This is a genomic window from Telluria sp. GW821-FHT07G12, from assembly GCF_059418525.1.
The window spans coordinates 516648-533784 of sequence record NZ_JBWKQA010000001.1; the positions used below are offsets into that span (position 1 = coordinate 516648).

Annotated in this window: 23 protein-coding genes; 8 read left to right on the plus strand and 15 right to left on the minus strand. The window is 64.2% G+C overall.

The features are described 5' to 3' along the window. Positions 1-9 precede the first annotated feature (9 nt). Entirely contained in the window at positions 10-552 is a 543-nt protein-coding gene (locus tag AC07PE_RS02455; protein ID WP_498761244.1) for an FKBP-type peptidyl-prolyl cis-trans isomerase, read from the minus strand. Between the two features lie 79 nt (positions 553-631). Between AC07PE_RS02455 and AC07PE_RS02460 the strand changes: the two genes are divergently transcribed. The 3 genes from AC07PE_RS02460 to AC07PE_RS02470 all read left to right on the plus strand — a co-directional run bounded on the left by AC07PE_RS02460 (position 632) and on the right by AC07PE_RS02470 (position 2737). Next, a complete protein-coding gene (locus AC07PE_RS02460) occupies positions 632-1753 on the plus strand; it encodes a ribosomal protein uL16 3-hydroxylase (protein ID WP_498761245.1) in 1122 nt (373 codons plus the stop codon). Between the two features lie 4 nt (positions 1754-1757). Continuing rightward, a complete protein-coding gene (locus AC07PE_RS02465; RefSeq protein WP_498761247.1) occupies positions 1758-2228 on the plus strand; it encodes a DUF7931 domain-containing protein in 471 nt (156 codons plus the stop codon). 239 nt (positions 2229-2467) lie between these two features. Further along, on the plus strand, positions 2468-2737 hold the full coding sequence (locus AC07PE_RS02470; RefSeq protein WP_498761249.1) for a hypothetical protein: 270 nt from the start codon (positions 2468-2470) through the stop codon (positions 2735-2737). Positions 2738-2958: 221 nt separating this feature from the next. On the opposite strand, the gene bamC is transcribed toward AC07PE_RS02470, so the two are convergent. From bamC to AC07PE_RS02510, 8 genes are all read right to left on the minus strand, one after another. Next, on the minus strand, positions 2959-4095 hold the full coding sequence (gene bamC, locus AC07PE_RS02475; RefSeq protein ID WP_498762946.1) for an NlpB/DapX family lipoprotein: 1137 nt from the start codon (positions 4093-4095) through the stop codon (positions 2959-2961). A 23-nt stretch (positions 4096-4118) separates the two neighbouring features. Beyond that, positions 4119-5012 (minus strand): 4-hydroxy-tetrahydrodipicolinate synthase, encoded by an 894-nt coding sequence (gene dapA, locus AC07PE_RS02480; RefSeq protein ID WP_498761251.1) that lies wholly within the window; start codon positions 5010-5012, stop codon positions 4119-4121. A 102-nt stretch (positions 5013-5114) separates the two neighbouring features. After that, positions 5115-5660, minus strand: a complete 546-nt coding sequence (locus AC07PE_RS02485) for a class I SAM-dependent methyltransferase (RefSeq protein ID WP_498761253.1) — start codon at positions 5658-5660, stop codon at positions 5115-5117. Continuing rightward, positions 5660-6862 (minus strand): tryptophan--tRNA ligase, encoded by a 1203-nt coding sequence (locus AC07PE_RS02490; RefSeq protein ID WP_498761255.1) that lies wholly within the window; start codon positions 6860-6862, stop codon positions 5660-5662. The genes AC07PE_RS02485 and AC07PE_RS02490 overlap by 1 nt, the downstream gene beginning before the upstream one ends. 15 nt (positions 6863-6877) lie before the next feature. After that, positions 6878-7531 carry a site-2 protease family protein gene (locus tag AC07PE_RS02495; RefSeq protein WP_498761257.1) on the minus strand — a complete coding sequence of 218 codons (654 nt, stop codon included), beginning with the start codon at positions 7529-7531 and terminating at the stop codon, positions 6878-6880. 20 nt (positions 7532-7551) lie between these two features. Beyond that, a complete protein-coding gene (locus AC07PE_RS02500) occupies positions 7552-8175 on the minus strand; it encodes an L-threonylcarbamoyladenylate synthase (protein ID WP_498761259.1) in 624 nt (207 codons plus the stop codon). Positions 8176-8188: 13 nt separating this feature from the next. Beyond that, positions 8189-9022, minus strand: coding sequence for a 3',5'-nucleoside bisphosphate phosphatase (locus AC07PE_RS02505; protein WP_498761260.1), 834 nt, complete (start codon positions 9020-9022; stop codon positions 8189-8191). Between the two features lie 56 nt (positions 9023-9078). After that, complete coding sequence (locus AC07PE_RS02510) at positions 9079-9957, minus strand: alpha/beta fold hydrolase (RefSeq protein ID WP_498761262.1); 879 nt, start codon at positions 9955-9957, stop codon at positions 9079-9081. Positions 9958-10116: 159 nt separating this feature from the next. Between AC07PE_RS02510 and AC07PE_RS02515 the strand changes: the two genes are divergently transcribed. From AC07PE_RS02515 to AC07PE_RS02530, 4 genes are all read left to right on the plus strand, one after another. Further along, positions 10117-10641: a gamma carbonic anhydrase family protein gene (locus AC07PE_RS02515; RefSeq protein ID WP_498761264.1), complete on the plus strand. Its 525-nt coding sequence runs from the start codon at positions 10117-10119 to the stop codon at positions 10639-10641. Positions 10642-10644: 3 nt separating this feature from the next. Further along, positions 10645-11601, plus strand: a complete 957-nt coding sequence (hslO, locus tag AC07PE_RS02520; protein WP_498761266.1) for an Hsp33 family molecular chaperone HslO — start codon at positions 10645-10647, stop codon at positions 11599-11601. Between the two features lie 9 nt (positions 11602-11610). Further along, positions 11611-12033 carry an acyl-CoA thioesterase gene (locus AC07PE_RS02525; protein ID WP_498761268.1) on the plus strand — a complete coding sequence of 141 codons (423 nt, stop codon included), beginning with the start codon at positions 11611-11613 and terminating at the stop codon, positions 12031-12033. Positions 12034-12172: 139 nt separating this feature from the next. After that, positions 12173-12943, plus strand: a complete 771-nt coding sequence (locus AC07PE_RS02530; protein WP_498761270.1) for a DUF3108 domain-containing protein — start codon at positions 12173-12175, stop codon at positions 12941-12943. A gap of 25 nt (positions 12944-12968) precedes the next feature. Here AC07PE_RS02530 and AC07PE_RS02535 read toward each other — a convergent pair whose 3' ends face one another. Further along, a complete protein-coding gene (locus AC07PE_RS02535; RefSeq protein WP_498761272.1) occupies positions 12969-13235 on the minus strand; it encodes a UBP-type zinc finger domain-containing protein in 267 nt (88 codons plus the stop codon). A gap of 269 nt (positions 13236-13504) precedes the next feature. Here AC07PE_RS02535 and AC07PE_RS02540 point away from each other — a divergent pair, with 269 nt between their 5' ends. Continuing rightward, entirely contained in the window at positions 13505-13876 is a 372-nt protein-coding gene (locus AC07PE_RS02540) for a PAAR domain-containing protein (RefSeq protein ID WP_498761274.1), read from the plus strand. Positions 13877-13942: 66 nt separating this feature from the next. Here AC07PE_RS02540 and AC07PE_RS02545 read toward each other — a convergent pair whose 3' ends face one another. The 5 genes from AC07PE_RS02545 to ftsB form a co-directional block, all read right to left on the minus strand. Further along, the gene (locus tag AC07PE_RS02545) at positions 13943-14680 is read right to left on the minus strand and encodes a hypothetical protein (protein ID WP_498761275.1); all 738 of its coding nucleotides are present in this window, start codon (positions 14678-14680) and stop codon (positions 13943-13945) included. Positions 14681-14871: 191 nt separating this feature from the next. Then, positions 14872-15756 (minus strand): hypothetical protein, encoded by an 885-nt coding sequence (locus AC07PE_RS02550; protein ID WP_498761277.1) that lies wholly within the window; start codon positions 15754-15756, stop codon positions 14872-14874. A 55-nt stretch (positions 15757-15811) separates the two neighbouring features. Continuing rightward, positions 15812-16291, minus strand: a complete 480-nt coding sequence (locus AC07PE_RS02555) for a hypothetical protein (RefSeq protein ID WP_498761279.1) — start codon at positions 16289-16291, stop codon at positions 15812-15814. Positions 16292-16460: 169 nt separating this feature from the next. After that, positions 16461-16703: a helix-turn-helix domain-containing transcriptional regulator gene (locus AC07PE_RS02560; protein ID WP_498761281.1), complete on the minus strand. Its 243-nt coding sequence runs from the start codon at positions 16701-16703 to the stop codon at positions 16461-16463. Positions 16704-16716: 13 nt separating this feature from the next. Continuing rightward, positions 16717-17082, minus strand: a complete 366-nt coding sequence (gene ftsB / locus AC07PE_RS02565; protein WP_498761283.1) for a cell division protein FtsB — start codon at positions 17080-17082, stop codon at positions 16717-16719. Positions 17083-17137: the final 55 nt, after the last annotated feature.

The following is a 17137-nucleotide window of genomic DNA, read 5'->3' on the forward strand; positions in this document are numbered from 1 at the left end:
GCCGCAGAATCAGTTCAGCGGCTGGCTACGGAAGTGGTCGCCTTCGTCGCTGTCGTCCATGTCGTCATGGCCGTGATGGTGGCCATGGGCGCCGTGCACGTGGCCGTGGGCGATTTCTTCTTCGGTGGCGGCGCGCACGTCGATCACCGACAGTTCGAAGCGCAGAGCCATGCCGGCCAGCGGGTGGTTACCGTCGAGCACGACCTTGTCGTCTGCGACTTCGGTCACGGTGAAGATGGTCGGCTCTTCGTCGCTGCCGTCGGCCACGCCTTCGAATTGCATGCCGACTTCCAGCGGCTCCGGCAGGCGCGAACGCTCTTCCACCTTCAGCAGGCTCGGGTCGTAGTCGCCGAAGGCGTCTTCCGGCTCGATCTGGATGGTCGACGAGTAGCCCACTTCCTTGCCGTCCAGTTCCTCTTCGATCTTCGGCAGCGTGTTTTCGTAGCCGCCGTGCAGATACACCATCGGCTGAGCGCCGTCTTCGATCAGGTTGTTCTGGGCGTCGGACAGCTTGTAGTTGACCGATACCACCGTGTTCTGGGCAATCTTCATTGCGCTTCCTTTCGTAATTAAGGCGCCGATTATACTCCTGCCAACGCCGATCCCCGCCGGGCGCTGGTTATAATGTCGCATGAAAAAATTACAGCTCCTCGGGAACATCACGCCCGCCCAGTTTCTCCGCGATTACTGGCACAAGAAGCCGCTGCTGATCCGCCAGGCGATCCCCGGTTTCAAGCCCCTGCTCAAGTTCGACAAGCTGGCCGAACTGGCCAAGCTCAACCACGTCGAATCGCGCCTGGTGACCCTTGCCGACGGCCAGTGGGACATGCAGCACGGCCCGCTCCAGGAACTGCCGCCGCGCAGCCAGCGCGAGTGGACCATGCTGGTGCAAGGCATCAACCTGCACGACCCCAAGGCCGATGAGCTGCTGCGCGAGTTCCGCTTCGTGCCGGACGCGCGCCTGGACGACCTGATGGTCAGCTTCGCCACCGACGGTGGCGGCGTCGGTCCCCACTTCGACTCCTACGACGTGTTCCTGCTGCAGGCCCAGGGCCGGCGCCGCTGGCGCATCGGCGCCCAGCAGGACCTGAGCCTGGTCGAAGGCCTGCCGCTGAAGATCCTCGCCAATTTCGAGCCGGAAGAAGAATTCGTGCTGGAGCCGGGCGACATGCTCTACCTGCCGCCGCACTACGCCCACGACGGCGTGGCCGAGGGCGACTGCATGACCTATTCGATCGGCTTCCGCTCGCCGTCCTTCCAGGAACTGGGCGAAGCCTTCCTGCAGTTCATGGCCGATGCGATCGACCTGCCGGGCCGCTACGCCGACCCCGACCTGCAGCCGGCCAAAAACCCGGCCGAGATCCCGAAGGAGATGCTGACCAGCATTACCGAGGAATTGAACAAGGTACGCTGGGACGAGGAAGACATCACCATCTTCATGGGCGAATACCTGTCCGAGCCCAAGCACAACGTGTTCTTCACGCCGGTCGCCAAGCCGCTCACCGTCGGCCGCTTCATGGAACAGGCCGCCAAGCGCGGGCTGAAGCTGTCGCCCAAGACCCTGATGCTCTACCGCGGCAAGCACGTGTTCATCAATGGCGAGTCCTTTGCCGTGGGCCGCGCCGACAAGACCGTGCTCGACGCGCTGGCCAACCAGCGCGGCCTGGACGGCGCCATGCTCGAGCAGGCTTCCGACGATGTGCTGGAAGCGCTCTACACCTGGTATTCCGACGGCTGGCTCGAACTGGCGTAAGCAGATGGAGATCCTGCGCTTCGATACCCGGGCCGAATTCCAGCGCCAGCTACGCGCGGCAATGGAGCGGGCGCAGGTCTCGCTCGACATGTTCGATCCGGATTTTTCGCTGTTCATGCTGGGCGATGCCGATATCGACGCTATGGTGCGCCGCTTCCTGCAAGGTGGCGGCACAATGCGACTTGCGATGCATGAAGTGAAACATATCGAACGCAATGCGCCGCGCTTTCTGCGCCTGCTGCGCGATCACAGCCATCGGACCGAGTGTCGGGTGACGAATCGCGGGATCCGCCAGCTCACCGATTCGTTTTGCATTGCAGATGAATTGCACATCGTGCGGCGCTTTCACAGCGATCATCTGCGAGGTGAAGCGGCATTTGATGCGCCGCAAGAAACGGAAGTGCCGCGTGAGCGTTTTGCTGCTATCTGGGAAGATTCACAGCCGGGTTTGCACCCTACTGTGACCGGACTCTGATACCGAGTTTCCCTATGAAACTTATACATATGGTATCGTTACAAGTTGTAACAATATGAATGTTGTTGTTACCTACAATAGTTTCAGGATAGCATGTGTTTTCTATTGCGATTCAATAAATTTGGCTATAATATCGGGTTAGGAAGATTCCGCTACGGTAATTCCTAACGAGCGATAATTACCGGTAATTATTCATCGCATTAGACGTACTTACCTTTTGAATTAACTAAGGAAAAACCATGAAAAAATCTCTGCTGATCGTCTCCCTGCTGGCTGTTGCTCTGGCTGCTTGCTCGAAGAAAGAAGAAGCTCCTGCTGCTGCTCCGGCACCGGCTGCTGAAGCTACCGCTCCGGCTGCTGCTCCGGCCGCTCCGGCTGACGCTACCGCCGCTCCGGCTGCTCCGGCTGCTGCTGACGCTGCTGCTTCGGCCGCTTCGGCTGCTGCTTCGGCCGCTTCGGCTGCTGCTGACGCTGCTGCCGCTGCTGCTGCTCCGGCTGCTTCGAAGTAATCTGTATTACTTCAAAAAGAACCGGCCTGCGGGCCGGTTTTTTTACGCCTGTTGATTTCAGAACGTCGTCGTTCCCGCGAAAGCGCGAACCCAGACTGAGCCACTCATCACGCGGCGTATGGATTCCCGCCTCCGCGGGAAGTCGTTTCCGGCAATGCCGGGAACGACAACATAAAAAAACCGGCCGCGAAGGCCGGTTTTCTTTTAAGCGTCAAACCCGATTACTTCAGCTCGTCCGCCAGCAGCTTCAGGATCTTCGCGCCGGTATCCGAGGTTTCCGGCTTGCCGTCATTGGTCTGCACGCTGACGTCGGTCGTGGTCGCGTTCGGCACTGCCGAGACCAGTACGCGGTAGCGCTGGGCTTCCTTGTTCTTGTCTTCGTTACCGAACAGCTTGCTGAAGAAGCCATCCTTGGCAACCTTGTCCGGATCGACATAGCGCACGAAGTAGATACCCTGCACGCGGTCGCGGTCTTCGACCGTGAAGCCGACGCGGTCGAGCGCCAGGCCGACACGGCGCCATGCGCGGTCGAAGCCCTCGTCGACGACGACCTTGCCGTTTTCCAGCTTGGCGTGCTGGGCTTCCGGCGCGGCGTTGGCGACGGCGGCGGTGGCCTGCTTGACTTCGGCCGGTTTGGTGGCGCCGGTCAGCTGGGCCATCAGGCGGCCCAGGAATTCGGCCTCCAGGCCAGGATCGGTCGGACGCACGGTCCAGGTCGTGGTTTCCTTCTGCGGGCCGACCAGGACTTCCTCGGCGCCACGGTGGCTGATGTAGATCTCGGTCGAGCCGTCGGCGCGGCGCTCCAGGCGGGTGCGGAACTTGTCGCGCTCGCCGGTCGAGTAGGCCGCATCGAACACCTTGCCGATGGTGCGGCGGATGATGTCCTGCGGGATCTTGGCGCGGTTCTCGACCCAGTTGGTTTCCATGGTGCCGGTCTGGGCGTTCTCGGTTTCCACCGCGAAGCCGACGCTCGGCCAGAAGGCCTGCAGCTGCGGCCACAGCTGTTCCGGGGTCTGCTTGACCACCAGCCAGCGCTGGTTGCCGGCGCGCTCGATCTGCACGGCGTCGGTCGAGACCGGGCCGACAGTGCCGCCGGCCACGACGGGCGCCGCCTGGGTGCCGCGCGCCTGCTGGAAGCCGGACGCGGTGGCGATGCCGCGGCCATCCGGCACGGCGTAGCGGTTGTCCTTCTGGAGCTGGGTCAGGTCCGGCGGGATGTCGAGCGGAGCTGCTTTCTTGGCCGAGCGGTAGTCCACCTTGTCCGATTCGAACACGGTCGTGCACGCTGCCAGGCTGAGTGCCAGTGCGGTCAGGGCGACGGTGCGGGTAGCGTGGTGAGTCTTGATCTTACGATTCATCATGTGTTCTGAGTCTGAAGCTATCAAAGGACGCCGGATTCGCGCAGTGCAGCGCGTACGGTGTCGTGGTATTGCGCGGACAGCGGCGCCAGCGGCAAACGCAGGCCTGCCGGCATCCTGCCCATTTCAGCCAGCGCCCATTTGACCGGGACCGGATTCGGTTCTACGAACAGCTTCGCGTGCAGCGACAGCACGCGATTATTGATTTCCACGGCACGGGCAACCTGCCCCGCCATCGCCGCCTCGCACAGTTCGTGCATGGCGCGCGGCGCGACGTTGGCCGTCACCGAGATATTGCCGGCGCCGCCCATGAACATCAGCGACATTGCGGTCGGATCGTCCCCCGAATACACGCCGAAAGGCTTGCCGCCGGCGAAAGAACGGTCGATCTCGCGCAGCAGCTCGGCGCCGCGGCCGATGTTGCCGGTCGCGTCCTTGATGCCGACGATGTTGTCCACCGGCGCCAGGCGCAGCACGGTCTCGTTGCTCATGTCCGCCACGGTACGGCCCGGCACGTTATACAGGATCACCGGCAGGTCGACCGCTTCCGCGATCGCCTTGAAGTGCCGGTACATGCCTTCCTGGGTCGGACGGTTGTAGTACGGAACCACTTGCAGCGAGGCGTCGGCGCCGACATCCTTGGCATGGCGGGTCAGTGCGATCGCTTCCGCGGTCGAGTTGCCACCCGAGCCGGCGATCACCGGAATACGGCCAGCGACGTGCTCGACCGTCAGCTTGATCAGTTCGCAGTGCTCCTCCGGGCTGACGGTCGCGGATTCGCCGGTCGTACCGACGATGACGATGCCGTCCGTGCCTTCCGCAACGTGCCAGTCGATCAGTTTTCGGAGGCTGTCTTTATCCAGACTGCCATCTTCAAACATCGGAGTGACGATTGCTACTATGCTGCCCTTAATCATAATCAGTGGACCGTGCCGTTAATAAATAAAAATTCGATTGTACTGGATAGCCCGAGGTTATGGTTCATTCCACTTTAGATAAATGGCTCGGTTACAGCTCGGTTACAAATTGGCGGAAGCCAGGTCGAAACCCGGCCCCACTGCACACAGGCGCTGCACACGGGCCGGGTTCGGCGAGTCGATGACGCCGTCTTCATAAGCCACCACCCGCAAGCCGCCGCGCGCGGCCAGTTCCAGCAATTCTCCCGGCTTCAGCAGGAAGTCCGGATTCGACGGCTTGCCGAAGATTTCGTTCCCACGGGCGAAGGTTTCGTAGATCAGCACGCCATCCGGCGCCAGCGCCGCGGCAATCTGCCCGAACAGCGGGCGGTGCAGGTAATTGGTGACGACGATGCCGGCCAGGCTGCCCGGCACGAAGGGCCATTCGGCACCCGGCGCTTCCAGGTCGTGCTGCACGGCCGTAATGCCCTGCCCCGCGGCCGCGGCCAGCGCCTGGGCGTCGCGGTCCAGGGCCGTCACCGCATGGCCGAGCGAGGCCAGCAGGCGCGCATGGCGGCCGCTGCCGCAAGCCAGGTCCAGGGCCGCGCCCTGCGGGATCAGCGGCGCCCAGCGCGCCACCCAGGAAGAGACGGTGTCAAGGCTATGCATCAGCTGTAACTCAGGCCCATGGCTTCGCGCACGTCGCGCATGGTCTCCTGGGCCAGGCGGCGCGCCTTCTCGCAGCCGTCGGCGACGATGGCGCGCACCAGCGTGGGGTCGTCCAGGTATTGCTGGGCGCGCTCGTGCATGGGCTCCTGCTCGGCCAGCACGGCGTCGACCACCGGCTGTTTGCACTCCAGGCAACCGATGCCGGCGCTGGTGCAGCCCTTCATGACCCAATCCTTCGTATTGCCGTCCGAGTAGACCTCGTGCAGCTGCCACACCGGGCACTTGAGCGGATCGCCCGGATCGCTCCTGCGCACGCGCGCGGGGTCGGTCGGCATGGTGCGGATCTTCTTCGTGACCGAGGCCGGATCTTCGCGCAGCGACACCGAATTGCCATAGCTTTTGCTCATCTTGCGGCCGTCCAGGCCCGGCAGGCGCGAGGCTTCGGTCAATTTCACCTGCGGCTCGACCAGGATGATCTTGTGGCTGCCTTCGAGGTAGCCGAACAGGCGTTCGCGGTCGATGTTCGACAGGCTGCCGGCATCGTCCAGCATCGCGCGCGCCTGCTCCAGCGCGGCGTCATCGCCTTCCTGGCGGTAGGCCGTGCGCAGCTCGGTGTAGAGCTTGGCGCGCTTGCTGCCCAGCTTTTTCACGGCGTCGAGGGCCTTCTGCTCGAAGCCCGGCTCCTTGCCGTACAGGTGATTGAAGCGCCGCGCGATCTCCCGCATCATCTCGATGTGCGGAACCTGGTCTTCGCCCACCGGCACCTGGGTTGCGCGATAGATCAGCACGTCGGCCGCCTGCAGCAGCGGATAGCCGAGGAAGCCGTAGGTGGCGAGGTCGCGGCTGGCCAGGTTCTCGATCTGGTCTTTATAGGTCGGCACCCGTTCCAGCCAGCCCAGCGGCGTGGCCATCGACAGCAGCAGGTGCAGCTCGGCGTGCTCCGGCACCCGCGACTGGATGAAGATCGTGGCCTGCGAGGGGTCGATGCCGGCCGCCAGCCAGTCGATCACCATGTCCCAGGTGCTCTTTTCGATGATGGCCGGGTCGTCGTAGTGCGTGGTCAGCGCGTGCCAGTCGGCCACGAAGAACAGGCAGGGCAGCTCGGACTGCATCCGGATCCAGTTCTTCAGGGCGCCATGGTAGTGGCCGAGATGCATGAGCCCGGTCGGGCGCATGCCGGAAACGACGCGATCAGGGAACATGGCTCAGGGATGCAATCAGGTGAGGATGGCGCTCAGCGGGTAGACGATCACATGCAGCAACACCTCGGCCGCCATCATGACCGGAATCACCCAGTAAGGCAGCAGCTTCAGCAGCATCAGGCCCAGCAGGATGAAGAAGCCGTAAGGCTCGATGCGCGCATATTTATAGGCCAGCTTGTTCGGCAGCAGGCTGAACATCACGCGGCCGCCATCCATCGGCGGGATCGGCAGCAGATTGAAGGCCAGCAGCACCAGGTTGGTGATCACACCTGCTTGGGCAACGCGGTTCGGGAATGGTTCGGTGACGCCGAAGCGTTCGAGGAGCATCCCGAAAATCAGCCACAGCAGCGCCATGCCGAAGTTGGCGGCGGTGCCGGCCAGCGCCACGAAGGCCATGTCGCGCTTCGGCTTGCGCAGGCGGCCGTAATCGATCGGCAGCGGCTTGGCATAGCCGAAGGCGAAACCAGTGGTCAGGTACAGCAGCGCCGGCAGGATCACGGTGCCGAAGGGATCGATGTGGGCCAGCGGGTTGGTGGTGACGCGTCCGGCCGCGAAGGCGGTCATGTCACCGAAGTATTTTGCGGCATACGCCTGGGCGGCGTTGTGCATCGTGATCGCAAAAAGAACGGGCAGTGCATAGACTGCGAGGTTACGTATTTGTTCATCCATAAAATGGATTTTAACAGACGCTACAGCCCGAACGCTGCCGGGTCGCCGCGGCCTGCGCGCAGCAGCACCGGGTCGTCGCCGGTCAGGTCGACGATGGTGGTCGGCTCGAGGGTGCCGGCGCCGCCGTCGATCACGAGGTCGAGCTGCTTGCCGAGGCGCTCCCTCACCTCTTCCGGATCGGACAGCATGTGGTCGTCGCCGGGCAGCTGCAGGGTGGTGCCGATCAGCGGCTCGCCCAGCTCTTCCAGCAGCGCCAGCAGGATGGCGTTTTCGGGCACGCGCAGGCCGATGGTCTTGCGCGACGGGTGCGACAGGCGGCGCGGCACCTCGTGCGTGGCATCCAGGATGACGGTATAGGGGCCGGGCGTGACCGCCTTCAGCAGGCGGTACTGGCGGTTGTCGACGCGCGCATAGGTCGAGATTTCGGACAGGTCGCGCACCAGCAGGGTCAGGTGGTGCTTCTCGTCGACGCCGCGGATACGGCGCAGCTTCTCGACCGCCGCCTTGTCGTCGAGGCGGCAGACCAGCGCATAGGCCGAATCGGTGGGGGCGGCGACGATGCCGCCCGACTGGATGATCTGCGCGGCCTGGCGGACCAGGCGCGGCTGCGGGTTCTCGTGATGGATCTCGAAGTATTGGGTCATCGTCGGCCCTTGTTCAAAACCAGTCGTGCCACACCGGCGTAAGGCCTGCCGGCAGCGGCGGCAGCTTGTCGAACTCCACCCGCGCCTCGCCGGGCGCATGGAAATCGGTGCCGCGCGAGGCCAGGAAGCCGTAGCGGCGCGCCGCTTCGGCATAGGTTTCGTACTGGTCCGGCGTGTGGCTGCCGGTGACCACCTCGATGGCCTTGCCGCCCAGTTGCTTGAATTCGTCGAACATCGCCCCTTCCGCCACCGGCGTGAAGCGGTAGCGGCCCGGGTGGGCGATCACGGGAATGCCGCCGGCCGCGCGGATCCAGCCGACCGCCTCGGCCAGGGTGGCCCAGCGGTGCGGCACGTAGCCCGGCTTGCCTTCGGTCAGGTATTTGCGGAAGACTTCGGAAGTGGTGTTGCAGGCGCCGATCTCGACCAGGTAGCGCGCGAAGTGGGTGCGCGACAGCAGGTCCGGGTTGCCGACATACTTGAGCGCGCCTTCGTAGGCATTCGGGATGCCGGCCCGTTCCAGCTGGGCCGCGATCTCGCGCCCGCGCGCATCGCGCCCGGCGCGGGTAGCCGCCAGGCCCTGCACCAGCGCCGGCTCGTCCTCGTTCAGCTGCAGGCCGACCACGTGCACGGTCTCGCCGCCCCAGGTCACGGAAATCTCGACGCCCGGCACGAAGCGCATGCCGAGATCCTCTGCCGCCTTGCGCGCGGCCTTGGTGCCGCGGATCTCGTCATGATCGGTCAGCGACCAGACGTCGACCCCGCCCTTGCGGGCGTAGGCCGCCACGGCTGCCGGTGCGAGCACGCCGTCGGAGACGTTGGAATGGCAATGGAGGTCGACTTTGAGCATGCGGACATTGTAACCGCATACCATCGATCACGAGCGTACCGTGCCCACGCCTTATCTCACGTCGCCAGGAACTCTTCAATCATCGCCGCCAGCAAGGCCGGCTGGTCATGGTGCAGCATGTGGCCCGCGTCCGGCATCATGCGCGGCGTCACCTTCGCCAGGTGCCCCATGCGGCGCTCGACTTCGCTGCGCGCCTGCTCCTTCGGGCCCATCCACATCCACATGTTGGTGTGCTCGGCCTCGACCCACAGGACGGGCGCGGTGATGCGGCGCCAGCAGGCCATGATCTCCTCGACGTGGTACAGCAGCGGGCCGCGCATCTTGTGGGCCGGGTCTCCCAGGATTTCCCATTGTCCCGCGTCGTTCTGCGCGGCCCAGTGCGGCGCCAGGAAGGCCGCGCGCTCGGCCGGCAGGCGCGGATTGGTCTTCTGCAGGCGCGAGGCCACCTGCTCCAGGCTGGCGTAGGCCTGCATGCTTGGCGGCGATTTCAGCTCGTCCAGCCAGCCGGTGTAGCGGTCCGGGGCCGATTCCGGCCTGGTTGCCGCCAGCCCGAAGCCTTCCAGGTTGATCAGGCGCGCAACGCGCTCCGGCCGCACGCCGGCATACACGCTGACGATATTGCCGCCCATGCTGTGGCCCAGCAGGTTGACGGCCTCGCCCGGCGCGTAATGGTCGAGGATGGCGTCGAGGTCGGCGAAGTAATCCGGGAACCAGTAGGTGTCCGTGCCCGGGCGCTCGGTCAGGCCGAAACCGCGCCAGTCGTGGGCGATCACGTGCCAGTCGCCCTGGAGGGCATCGACCACGAACTGGAAGGAAGCCGACATGTCCATCCAGCCGTGCGCCATGAAGATCTTCGGCGCGCCTTCCCTGCCCCAGTGCCGGACATGGGTGCGCAGACCGCGGATGGTGAGGAATTCGGAACGGGAAGGAGTCATGGCTTGCCTGGTTAAGAAAATAAAATCGAACGACCGTTCGCATTATAAGCACAAGCGGCTTGATTTGCTGGAGGGCGTCCCCATCTCAGCCCCTTGCCGGACGACAGCTGGCGTGAGAGCGTAAAATAGCGACACTTACAATCTTCCGCGAGCACATCCATGGCAATTTACCAGCTGGGCGAGCATGCGCCCGAGATCGACGCGTCGGCCTATATTGCCGATTCCGCCAGCCTGATCGGCAAGGTGACCATCGCGGCCAGGGCATCGGTCTGGGACGGGGTAACGATCCGCGGCGACAACGAGCGCATCACGGTCGGTGAAAACAGCAATGTGCAGGAAGGCACGGTGATGCACACCGACATGGGCTTTCCTTTGGTGATCGGCAGCAACGTCACCATCGGCCACCAGGCCATGCTGCACGGCTGCACCGTCGGCGACGGCTCGCTGATCGGCATCCAGGCCGTGGTGCTGAACGGCGCCAGGATTGGCAAGGGGTGCCTGGTCGGCGCCGGCGCCCTGGTGACCGAGGGGAAGGAATTCCCGGATCACTCGCTGATCCTCGGCACCCCGGCCAAGGTAGTGCGTACCCTCACGGAAGAAGACCTGCTCCGCCTGCAAGGCAATGCCGCCAGCTATGTCGAGCGCGGCCAGCGCTTCAAGGCGGAGCTCAAGAAAATCGGATAAAGAATGACGACTGATACCAGCAAGGACATCCTGCAAAAATTCATCTTCGACAACGCCGCCGTGCGCGGCGAGCTGGTCGAGATTTCAAACGCCTGGCGCGAGATCCAGTCGCGCCACGTCTACCCGAAAGCAGTGAAGGGCTTGCTGGGCGAGATGGTCGCCGCCGCCGCGCTGCTGTCGGCCAACCTGAAGTTCAACGGCTCGATCGTGATGCAGATCTTCGGCGACGGTCCGGTCAAGCTGCTGGTGGTCGAGTGCGACGCCGAGCTGCACCTGCGCGCCACCGCCAAGCTGAGCCCGGGCGCCGTGGTACCCGACGACGCTTCGGTGAGCCAGCTGCTGAACGCGGGCGGCCAGGGCCGCTTCGTGATCACCCTCGACCCGAAGGACAAGGTCCCGGGCCAGCAGCCCTACCAGGGCGTGGTGCCGCTGCACGGCGAGGACATCGCCACCGTCATCGAGAACTACATGCTGCGTTCCGAGCAGATGGACACCAAGCTGTGGCTGGCGGCCGACGACAATGTCGCCCGCGGCCTGCTGCTGCAGAAGCTGCCGCGCAACAGTGCCGTCGAAGGCCAGGTGGAACAGGCAAGCGAAGAGGAAGACGCCGAGACCTGGAACCGCGCGCTGGCGCTGGGCGGCACCCTGAAGCAGGAAGAGCTGCTGGCCGTCGACGTCGAGACCCTGCTGAAGCGCCTGTTCTGGGAAGAGACGATCCGCGTGTTCGATCCGCTGCATCCGGAATTCCACTGCAGCTGCTCGCGCGAGAAGGTCGGCAACATGCTGAAGATGCTGGGCAAGGAAGAAGTCGATTCGGCCCTGCACGACCTCGGCCAGCTGGCGATCAACTGCGACTTCTGCGGCAAGCACTACGAGTTCGACGCGGTCGACTGCGCCCAGCTGTTCGCGGCCGACATCGCGGCCGACGCGATCGCGCCAGCTTCGGACGTCAAACACTAAAAGGTCCGCATGCGCGACACGCCCCGCTCTGCCTTCCCGCATTTTTGCGAGATCGCCACCCGCTGGATGGACAACGACGTCTACGGCCACGTCAACAACGTCCATTACTACAGCTACTTCGATACGGCGGTGAACCGCTTCCTGATCGAGCGGGGCGTGCTCGACATCCACGGCGGCAAGACGGTCGGCTTCGTGGTCGAGACGGGGTGCTCCTACTTCCGCTCGATCGCCTTCCCGGACACCGCGCACGTGGGCGTGCGCGTGGCCAAGCTGGGCAATTCCAGCGTGCGCTACGAGATCGGCCTGTACCGCAACGACGACGAGCTGCCGGCCGCAGCCGGGCATTTCGTGCATGTTTACGTGGACCGGGAGACGAATCGGCCGGTGCCGATACCCGAAGACACCCGGGCTTTGCTGGCGACCTTGGCGTAATCTGGTGCGTGGGCACGGGGTGCCCACCCTACGTAGGGCGGGCACTCCGTGCCCGCGTACACATACATATCCGTTTGTTGTTGCATTGACACATACATAATCAGCATACTCGGCGGCAGACCTTCTTTCTGGAGCCGCCATGCTGCCTCTGCGTCACCTCGCCCTTCCCGCCCTCCTCGCCTGCCTGTGCATCTCCGCCCAGGCCGCCACCAAGGTCGACGTCGGCACCCCGCTGCCGCGCTTCAGCCTGCTAAAACCCGGCACCCACCACTACCTGCGCTATTTCCGCACCGCGGACGGCGGCAATATCCCGCTCGACATCTGGGCCCGCGAAGTGCGCTTCGAGCAGCGCGACGGCAAGCAGGCAATGCACATCGTGCAGCGCTGGGACGGCGCGATGGCGGCCCCGACCTCGCCCGGCTCCATCAAGCGCATCGATTCCTGGTTCGAGACCGCCACCTTCCGCCCGCTGAGCCACGTACGCATCACCGAGCGGGACGGCAAGAAGGTGGTCGAAGGTTTCGTGTTCGCGCCGGAGCGCGTCAGCGGCATGCCGGACCTGGCGGACAATACGCAGAAGGCGCTGTCGGTGGAATCGCCCGAGCCGACCTTCAACTTCGAGACCGACATCGAATTCCTGCAGGCGCTGCCGCTGGCCGAGGGTTATGAGGCCAGCATCAACTTCTACCATCCGGGCGGATCTGCGCCGAAGCGCTACAGCTTCAAGGTAGCCGGTTCCGCGACCATCGCGGGCCCGAGCGGTCCGGTCGACTGCTGGATCGTCACGACCGACTACGGCACCCCGGGTGCGGACTCGACATTCTGGTTCGCCAAGGGCAGCCAGCTGATGCTGCGCCAGGAAAGCGCGATGCGGGACGGTAAGGTGCTGGTCAAGACCCTGATCGACTAGAAGCTCTAAGGCTTAGTTCCGCTGCTCAGACCGGGTCCTTGAATACCCGGTCGACATAGCACCAGCCCCAGCTCTCCCCCGGCTCGGCGGAACGTATGACTGGATGGCCGCTCGCGTGGAAGTGCTTGGTGGCGTGCTTGTTCTTCGAGTCGTCGCAGCAGCCGACATGGCCGCAAACCAGGCACACGCGCAGGTGCACCCAGCTGTCTCCGCTTTGCAGGCATTCTTCGCAGCCGGCGGTATTGCCGGCCTGCTTGCCCACTTCATGAAAGTGCGCGCAGTCATTGCTCATGATCTCTCCTCGGTGCCCGCAGATACGCGGCGATCATAGCAGTCGAGGAAATGCGGCGGCGCGCAAACCGGAAAGATTCCTGTCGGAATTCCCTGAATCCCAGTCTTGCGTATTGCCAAGTTGAGCGGCATCAATTGGCGTACATCAACGGCGCGGTCCAATGTCGTCCAGTGTATGGAAGCGTACACACGGTGCCGGGACAATGTCGCTTTTGTACAAAAAGGCGTCATTGTTCCGGTCAGTCAAATCCGTCGTTTGGAGATTAGGGAATGAATGAAAATATTTTGCCGCGCAAGGTGCTGGCCCGTTATCCGATCGCGACCGTCGGTTCGCGCACCAGCCGCGGCGGCCAGGTGGTATTGGCATCGAATGACCAGTTCGCGGACGATTATCATGTCGCCTGCGTCGGCGACCGCGTCCGCTACCCGGACGGCAGCGAGAGCGTGATCACCTCGGGCGCCGGCCACGCCTCGACCATCGGCAACCGTCCGATCGCGCTGGTCGGCAGCCACGTCGCCAACGGTGACCGCATCGTCATGCGCGCGCAGAGCATCGGCGAAATCATCGTGCTGGAAGGCGAACCCGTGCCGGGCCTGCTCGAGCCGGGTTATATGCCGCCGGCGGCGGGCAGCGCTGCCTGAGCATGTCGACGCCTGGGCTGCCGGCGCCGCGCTCCGCCGGCCGGCGGCCCAGGCCGTATTCGCCGGCTAGCCGCTCTCGGCAAAGGTGACGATGTCGAGCGGTCCGGAAAATTCGATCACCTCGCCGCCCTTCACGCGCGCCGGATCGATCCTCAGGAGCCTGCAATTACCGATGCTGCCGTCGGCCACCGATTGCCCGTCGATGAGGATGTCGCCGCTGGCATCGAGGAAGCAGGCCTTGATGACATCGTGCTTGTCGCGCTTCAAGTGCCGCAAGCGCTGGTTGAAGTAGGAAATCTTCCCCAGCAGGCTATCGATCTGCTGCGATGCCTTGCCAAGGTCGGCGTAACGGATGCGCTGGCCGGGTCCCACCCGCAATGCGAAATACAGATAGAGCGGCTTCGTGGTCGGCTCCCTGAACAGGATGCTGCCCTGCTCCCGGTAGGCGCCGTCCACGTCGGGCAGGACGAAATAGCCGCCGCGGCGCACCGGCACGGTCAGATCCACAGAGGGGCTGACGATCGCGACACCCCAGCGCTGCGGCATATAGGCATCCTGTTCGGCGTCCGACATGAACGGGTACTTTGCGCGCACGAGCACATCCATCAGCCTTGGCTCGGGCGGCTGGTAGGATTGAAGCAGCCTGAAGCTCTCGATGACGGGCCGGTAGGGCAGCTCGCCGAATTTCTTCGAGTCGGTGACCTTGACCGTGAGCGGCACGGTGGCCGGGGCGGCCGGCGCCTGGTCTTGTGCATTCCCATGCGGCGCCCACCAGAAGGCCAGTGCGAATGCGAACGCGGGCAAGACCCTGGACCGGCTCATGTCCGGCCCGGCAGGTAGGGCGGCGAATCCAGGGACGAGACGGGACGTGGTCCACACAGACAAGGAATACAAGAGTTCCCCAAGACAGTTAGCTTATGGGAAACAATTGTATTAGCAAATTCCCTGAGGGTAACTTAATTGCGACTTAAAATAATGATAAGCGGAGCCTTCCTTCAGCCGCGTGGACAGGAGGCCGCGGCCAGCCGCGCACCCGCCTGCAGCGCGGCGTCGAATGCGCCAGGGGCGAGTTCTTCGCCGAAGCGTTCGCGCAGCTGCTGCTCGCTCAGCGGATGGTGCCGCGCCGCGTTCGACGCGATCGCATACATCATCGAGCTGGCCGGATCGCGCGTCACGACCTGGCCGGCATCGTAGGCATTCGACAGCAGGCCGAGAGCGAACTGGTCGCACTGCGCCCCGGCCTGGCGCAGATAGCTGACGGCCTGCTGCTTCCACAGCTGCACTTCCGGGTCGTCGGCGCGCGCCTCCAGGTCGACCGGCTTGCCGCCCGGCCCTTCCATGAAAAAGTCCACCTGCGCATCGCGATTGCCGGCGTCCGCCAGCTGGCCCAGGAAGCGCATACGTTCCTGCAATTGGGCCGGCGAGACGTTCGCGCACAGCTTGCGCATGCGTGCCTGCTCGCGCGCAGCGGCGCGGCCTTCGTCGGCGCTGAAGAATTCGGGGAGCGGATCCTCGGCCGCAGCGCAGCCGGATGCGGCCTGGTAGGCCTCGTAAGCGGCCTTCAGGTCGCCCGTGCGGGCGCGCGCGGCGCGTTCGCCGATGTACGCGGCGGCGTCCTTGCCGCCGAAATCCACCGGGCGGCCATTGCGGCCGTAGAAGACCTGGACCGGCGCGGCGACGAAGTCCTCGGCCGGCACCGACGCGCGCGTGGCCAGCATGCGCGGATCCATCCAGCTGCCTCTGGCCGGCGCGGCCGCGGTGTCGGCTGCCCTTGCCGGCGCCGGCGCGTTGGCTGGCGCGGGCGCAGGACGCAGCGCCAGCACGGCGGCGATGCCTGCGGCGGTTACAGCGGCGAGAATGGCGGCGGTTCGGGTCTGCATCGTTCGATCCTAGCAGCACTGCGCCGGGCGCCGGCGCAGTGCTGGCAGGGCTATCTCAGTTCCAGAGGTAGCAGTAGGTCTGGCTGCGTTCCAGGTTGGCGCTGATCGAGCCGCTGGTCGAGATGGTCTTCAGGAAGCCGTTCGGCGCCGAGGTGGTCGGCGTGGCGCCGCAGTTCGAGTGCACCCAGTGGATGCCGCTGCCGTCCGAGTATTTCTGGCCGCAGGCTTCGACGCGCTTGCCGGCCGTGAGGGCGGCCAGCGAAGGCGGCATCGAGGTCGAGTTCTTCACGTAGTCGGTGGCGTAGACGTTGTCCATCGCCACCTGATAGGAACGGCCGTCCTGGTCGGCCTTGATGTACATGATGGTGTGCGATACCTGCACGCCCTGGATGGTCTGGCTGGCGGCCTGGAACTTTGCGCTGGTGGTAATGGTGCCGGTCAGGTAAGTGCCTTTGTTGGCGGTGCACGTCGATTGCTCGGTAGCGAACGCGCACAGTGGAGCAAACAGCAAGATCGCAAGCAGATTCTTTTTCATTTTTCCGTTGTCCTATCTGTCGTTATGGGTGTGAACTCCCTGCCCCGGCGCAGCGAAGGGCAGAACAGGATATTAGTCCTGCTCATCAGTATGACGACACATTGTTACAAAATTATTATTGAATAGGACACGGCCTTGCAGGCCGTAGAGGCGCCGGAGCGCTTCGTGCTCAGGGCATGTGCAGGTCGATGACCTTCATGATGGCGAGGGTGGTGTCGAGGCTCATCTCGCCGGCCAGCATGGCCTCGGCAAGCTGCTCGCGCGGCAGGCTGGCGGCAGCGGCCAGCGCAGCCAGGCCGTCCGATCGAGCGACCTTTGCGAGCGCGGCGCGCATGGCGTCGGCGCTGCCGCTCTCGAAAGCCGCGGCCAGATAGGCGGCGACGTCTTCCAGCGTGTTCAGTGGTTGGTCCATATCGGAAACAGGCTCAGTCTTCGGGCGGCTTTTGCGGCTTGGCGCCCTTCGCGCCTTTCGGCTCGCGCGGCGGTGGCGGCGGCGTCATCATGACGGCCGGCTTTTCGTCCTTGCGCAGCACCTGCACGAAGATCTCGTTCTGCTTGATCATCCCGAGTTCGTAGCGGGCGCGTTCCTCGACGGCTTCGGTGCCGTCCTTCAGGTCGCGCACTTCGGACTCGAGCTTGGCGTTGCGCGCCTTCAGCTGGTCGGTACGTGCGTGGCTGGCCGCAAGCTGGCGTTCCAGCTCGCCGACATCCAGCCAGCCCCCCTTGCCCAGCCATAGCGGGTACTGGATCAGCAGCAGTAAGGCGGCAAGAGCGAGGGTGATGAGGCGCATGAATGAAGAGTATATAAAAAAATTCCCGCCAGCCGATGCCGACGGGAATCTTCTG

Excerpts from the sequence above, each read along its gene's own strand:
- AC07PE_RS02555 (WP_498761279.1), bottom strand. The coding sequence starts at position 16,291 with ATGAAAAAGAATCTGCTTGCGATCTTGCTGTTTGCTCCACTGTGCGCG.
- AC07PE_RS02465 (WP_498761247.1), top strand. The coding sequence starts at position 1,758 with ATGGAGATCCTGCGCTTCGATACCCGGGCCGAATTCCAGCGCCAGCTA.
- ftsB (WP_498761283.1), bottom strand. The coding sequence starts at position 17,082 with ATGCGCCTCATCACCCTCGCTCTTGCCGCCTTACTGCTGCTGATCCAG.
- AC07PE_RS02560 (WP_498761281.1), bottom strand. The coding sequence starts at position 16,703 with ATGGACCAACCACTGAACACGCTGGAAGACGTCGCCGCCTATCTGGCC.
- dapA (WP_498761251.1), bottom strand. The coding sequence starts at position 5,012 with ATGATTAAGGGCAGCATAGTAGCAATCGTCACTCCGATGTTTGAAGAT.
- AC07PE_RS02530 (WP_498761270.1), top strand. The coding sequence starts at position 12,173 with ATGCTGCCTCTGCGTCACCTCGCCCTTCCCGCCCTCCTCGCCTGCCTG.
- AC07PE_RS02525 (WP_498761268.1), top strand. The coding sequence starts at position 11,611 with ATGCGCGACACGCCCCGCTCTGCCTTCCCGCATTTTTGCGAGATCGCC.
- AC07PE_RS02515 (WP_498761264.1), top strand. The coding sequence starts at position 10,117 with ATGGCAATTTACCAGCTGGGCGAGCATGCGCCCGAGATCGACGCGTCG.
- AC07PE_RS02470 (WP_498761249.1), top strand. The coding sequence starts at position 2,468 with ATGAAAAAATCTCTGCTGATCGTCTCCCTGCTGGCTGTTGCTCTGGCT.
- AC07PE_RS02485 (WP_498761253.1), bottom strand. The coding sequence starts at position 5,660 with ATGCATAGCCTTGACACCGTCTCTTCCTGGGTGGCGCGCTGGGCGCCG.
- AC07PE_RS02510 (WP_498761262.1), bottom strand. The coding sequence starts at position 9,957 with ATGACTCCTTCCCGTTCCGAATTCCTCACCATCCGCGGTCTGCGCACC.
- AC07PE_RS02540 (WP_498761274.1), top strand. The coding sequence starts at position 13,505 with ATGAATGAAAATATTTTGCCGCGCAAGGTGCTGGCCCGTTATCCGATC.
- hslO (WP_498761266.1), top strand. The coding sequence starts at position 10,645 with ATGACGACTGATACCAGCAAGGACATCCTGCAAAAATTCATCTTCGAC.
- AC07PE_RS02490 (WP_498761255.1), bottom strand. The coding sequence starts at position 6,862 with ATGTTCCCTGATCGCGTCGTTTCCGGCATGCGCCCGACCGGGCTCATG.
- AC07PE_RS02535 (WP_498761272.1), bottom strand. The coding sequence starts at position 13,235 with ATGAGCAATGACTGCGCGCACTTTCATGAAGTGGGCAAGCAGGCCGGC.
- AC07PE_RS02460 (WP_498761245.1), top strand. The coding sequence starts at position 632 with ATGAAAAAATTACAGCTCCTCGGGAACATCACGCCCGCCCAGTTTCTC.
- AC07PE_RS02550 (WP_498761277.1), bottom strand. The coding sequence starts at position 15,756 with ATGCAGACCCGAACCGCCGCCATTCTCGCCGCTGTAACCGCCGCAGGC.
- bamC (WP_498762946.1), bottom strand. The coding sequence starts at position 4,095 with ATGAATCGTAAGATCAAGACTCACCACGCTACCCGCACCGTCGCCCTG.
- AC07PE_RS02500 (WP_498761259.1), bottom strand. The coding sequence starts at position 8,175 with ATGACCCAATACTTCGAGATCCATCACGAGAACCCGCAGCCGCGCCTG.
- AC07PE_RS02505 (WP_498761260.1), bottom strand. The coding sequence starts at position 9,022 with ATGCTCAAAGTCGACCTCCATTGCCATTCCAACGTCTCCGACGGCGTG.
- AC07PE_RS02495 (WP_498761257.1), bottom strand. The coding sequence starts at position 7,531 with ATGGATGAACAAATACGTAACCTCGCAGTCTATGCACTGCCCGTTCTT.
- AC07PE_RS02455 (WP_498761244.1), bottom strand. The coding sequence starts at position 552 with ATGAAGATTGCCCAGAACACGGTGGTATCGGTCAACTACAAGCTGTCC.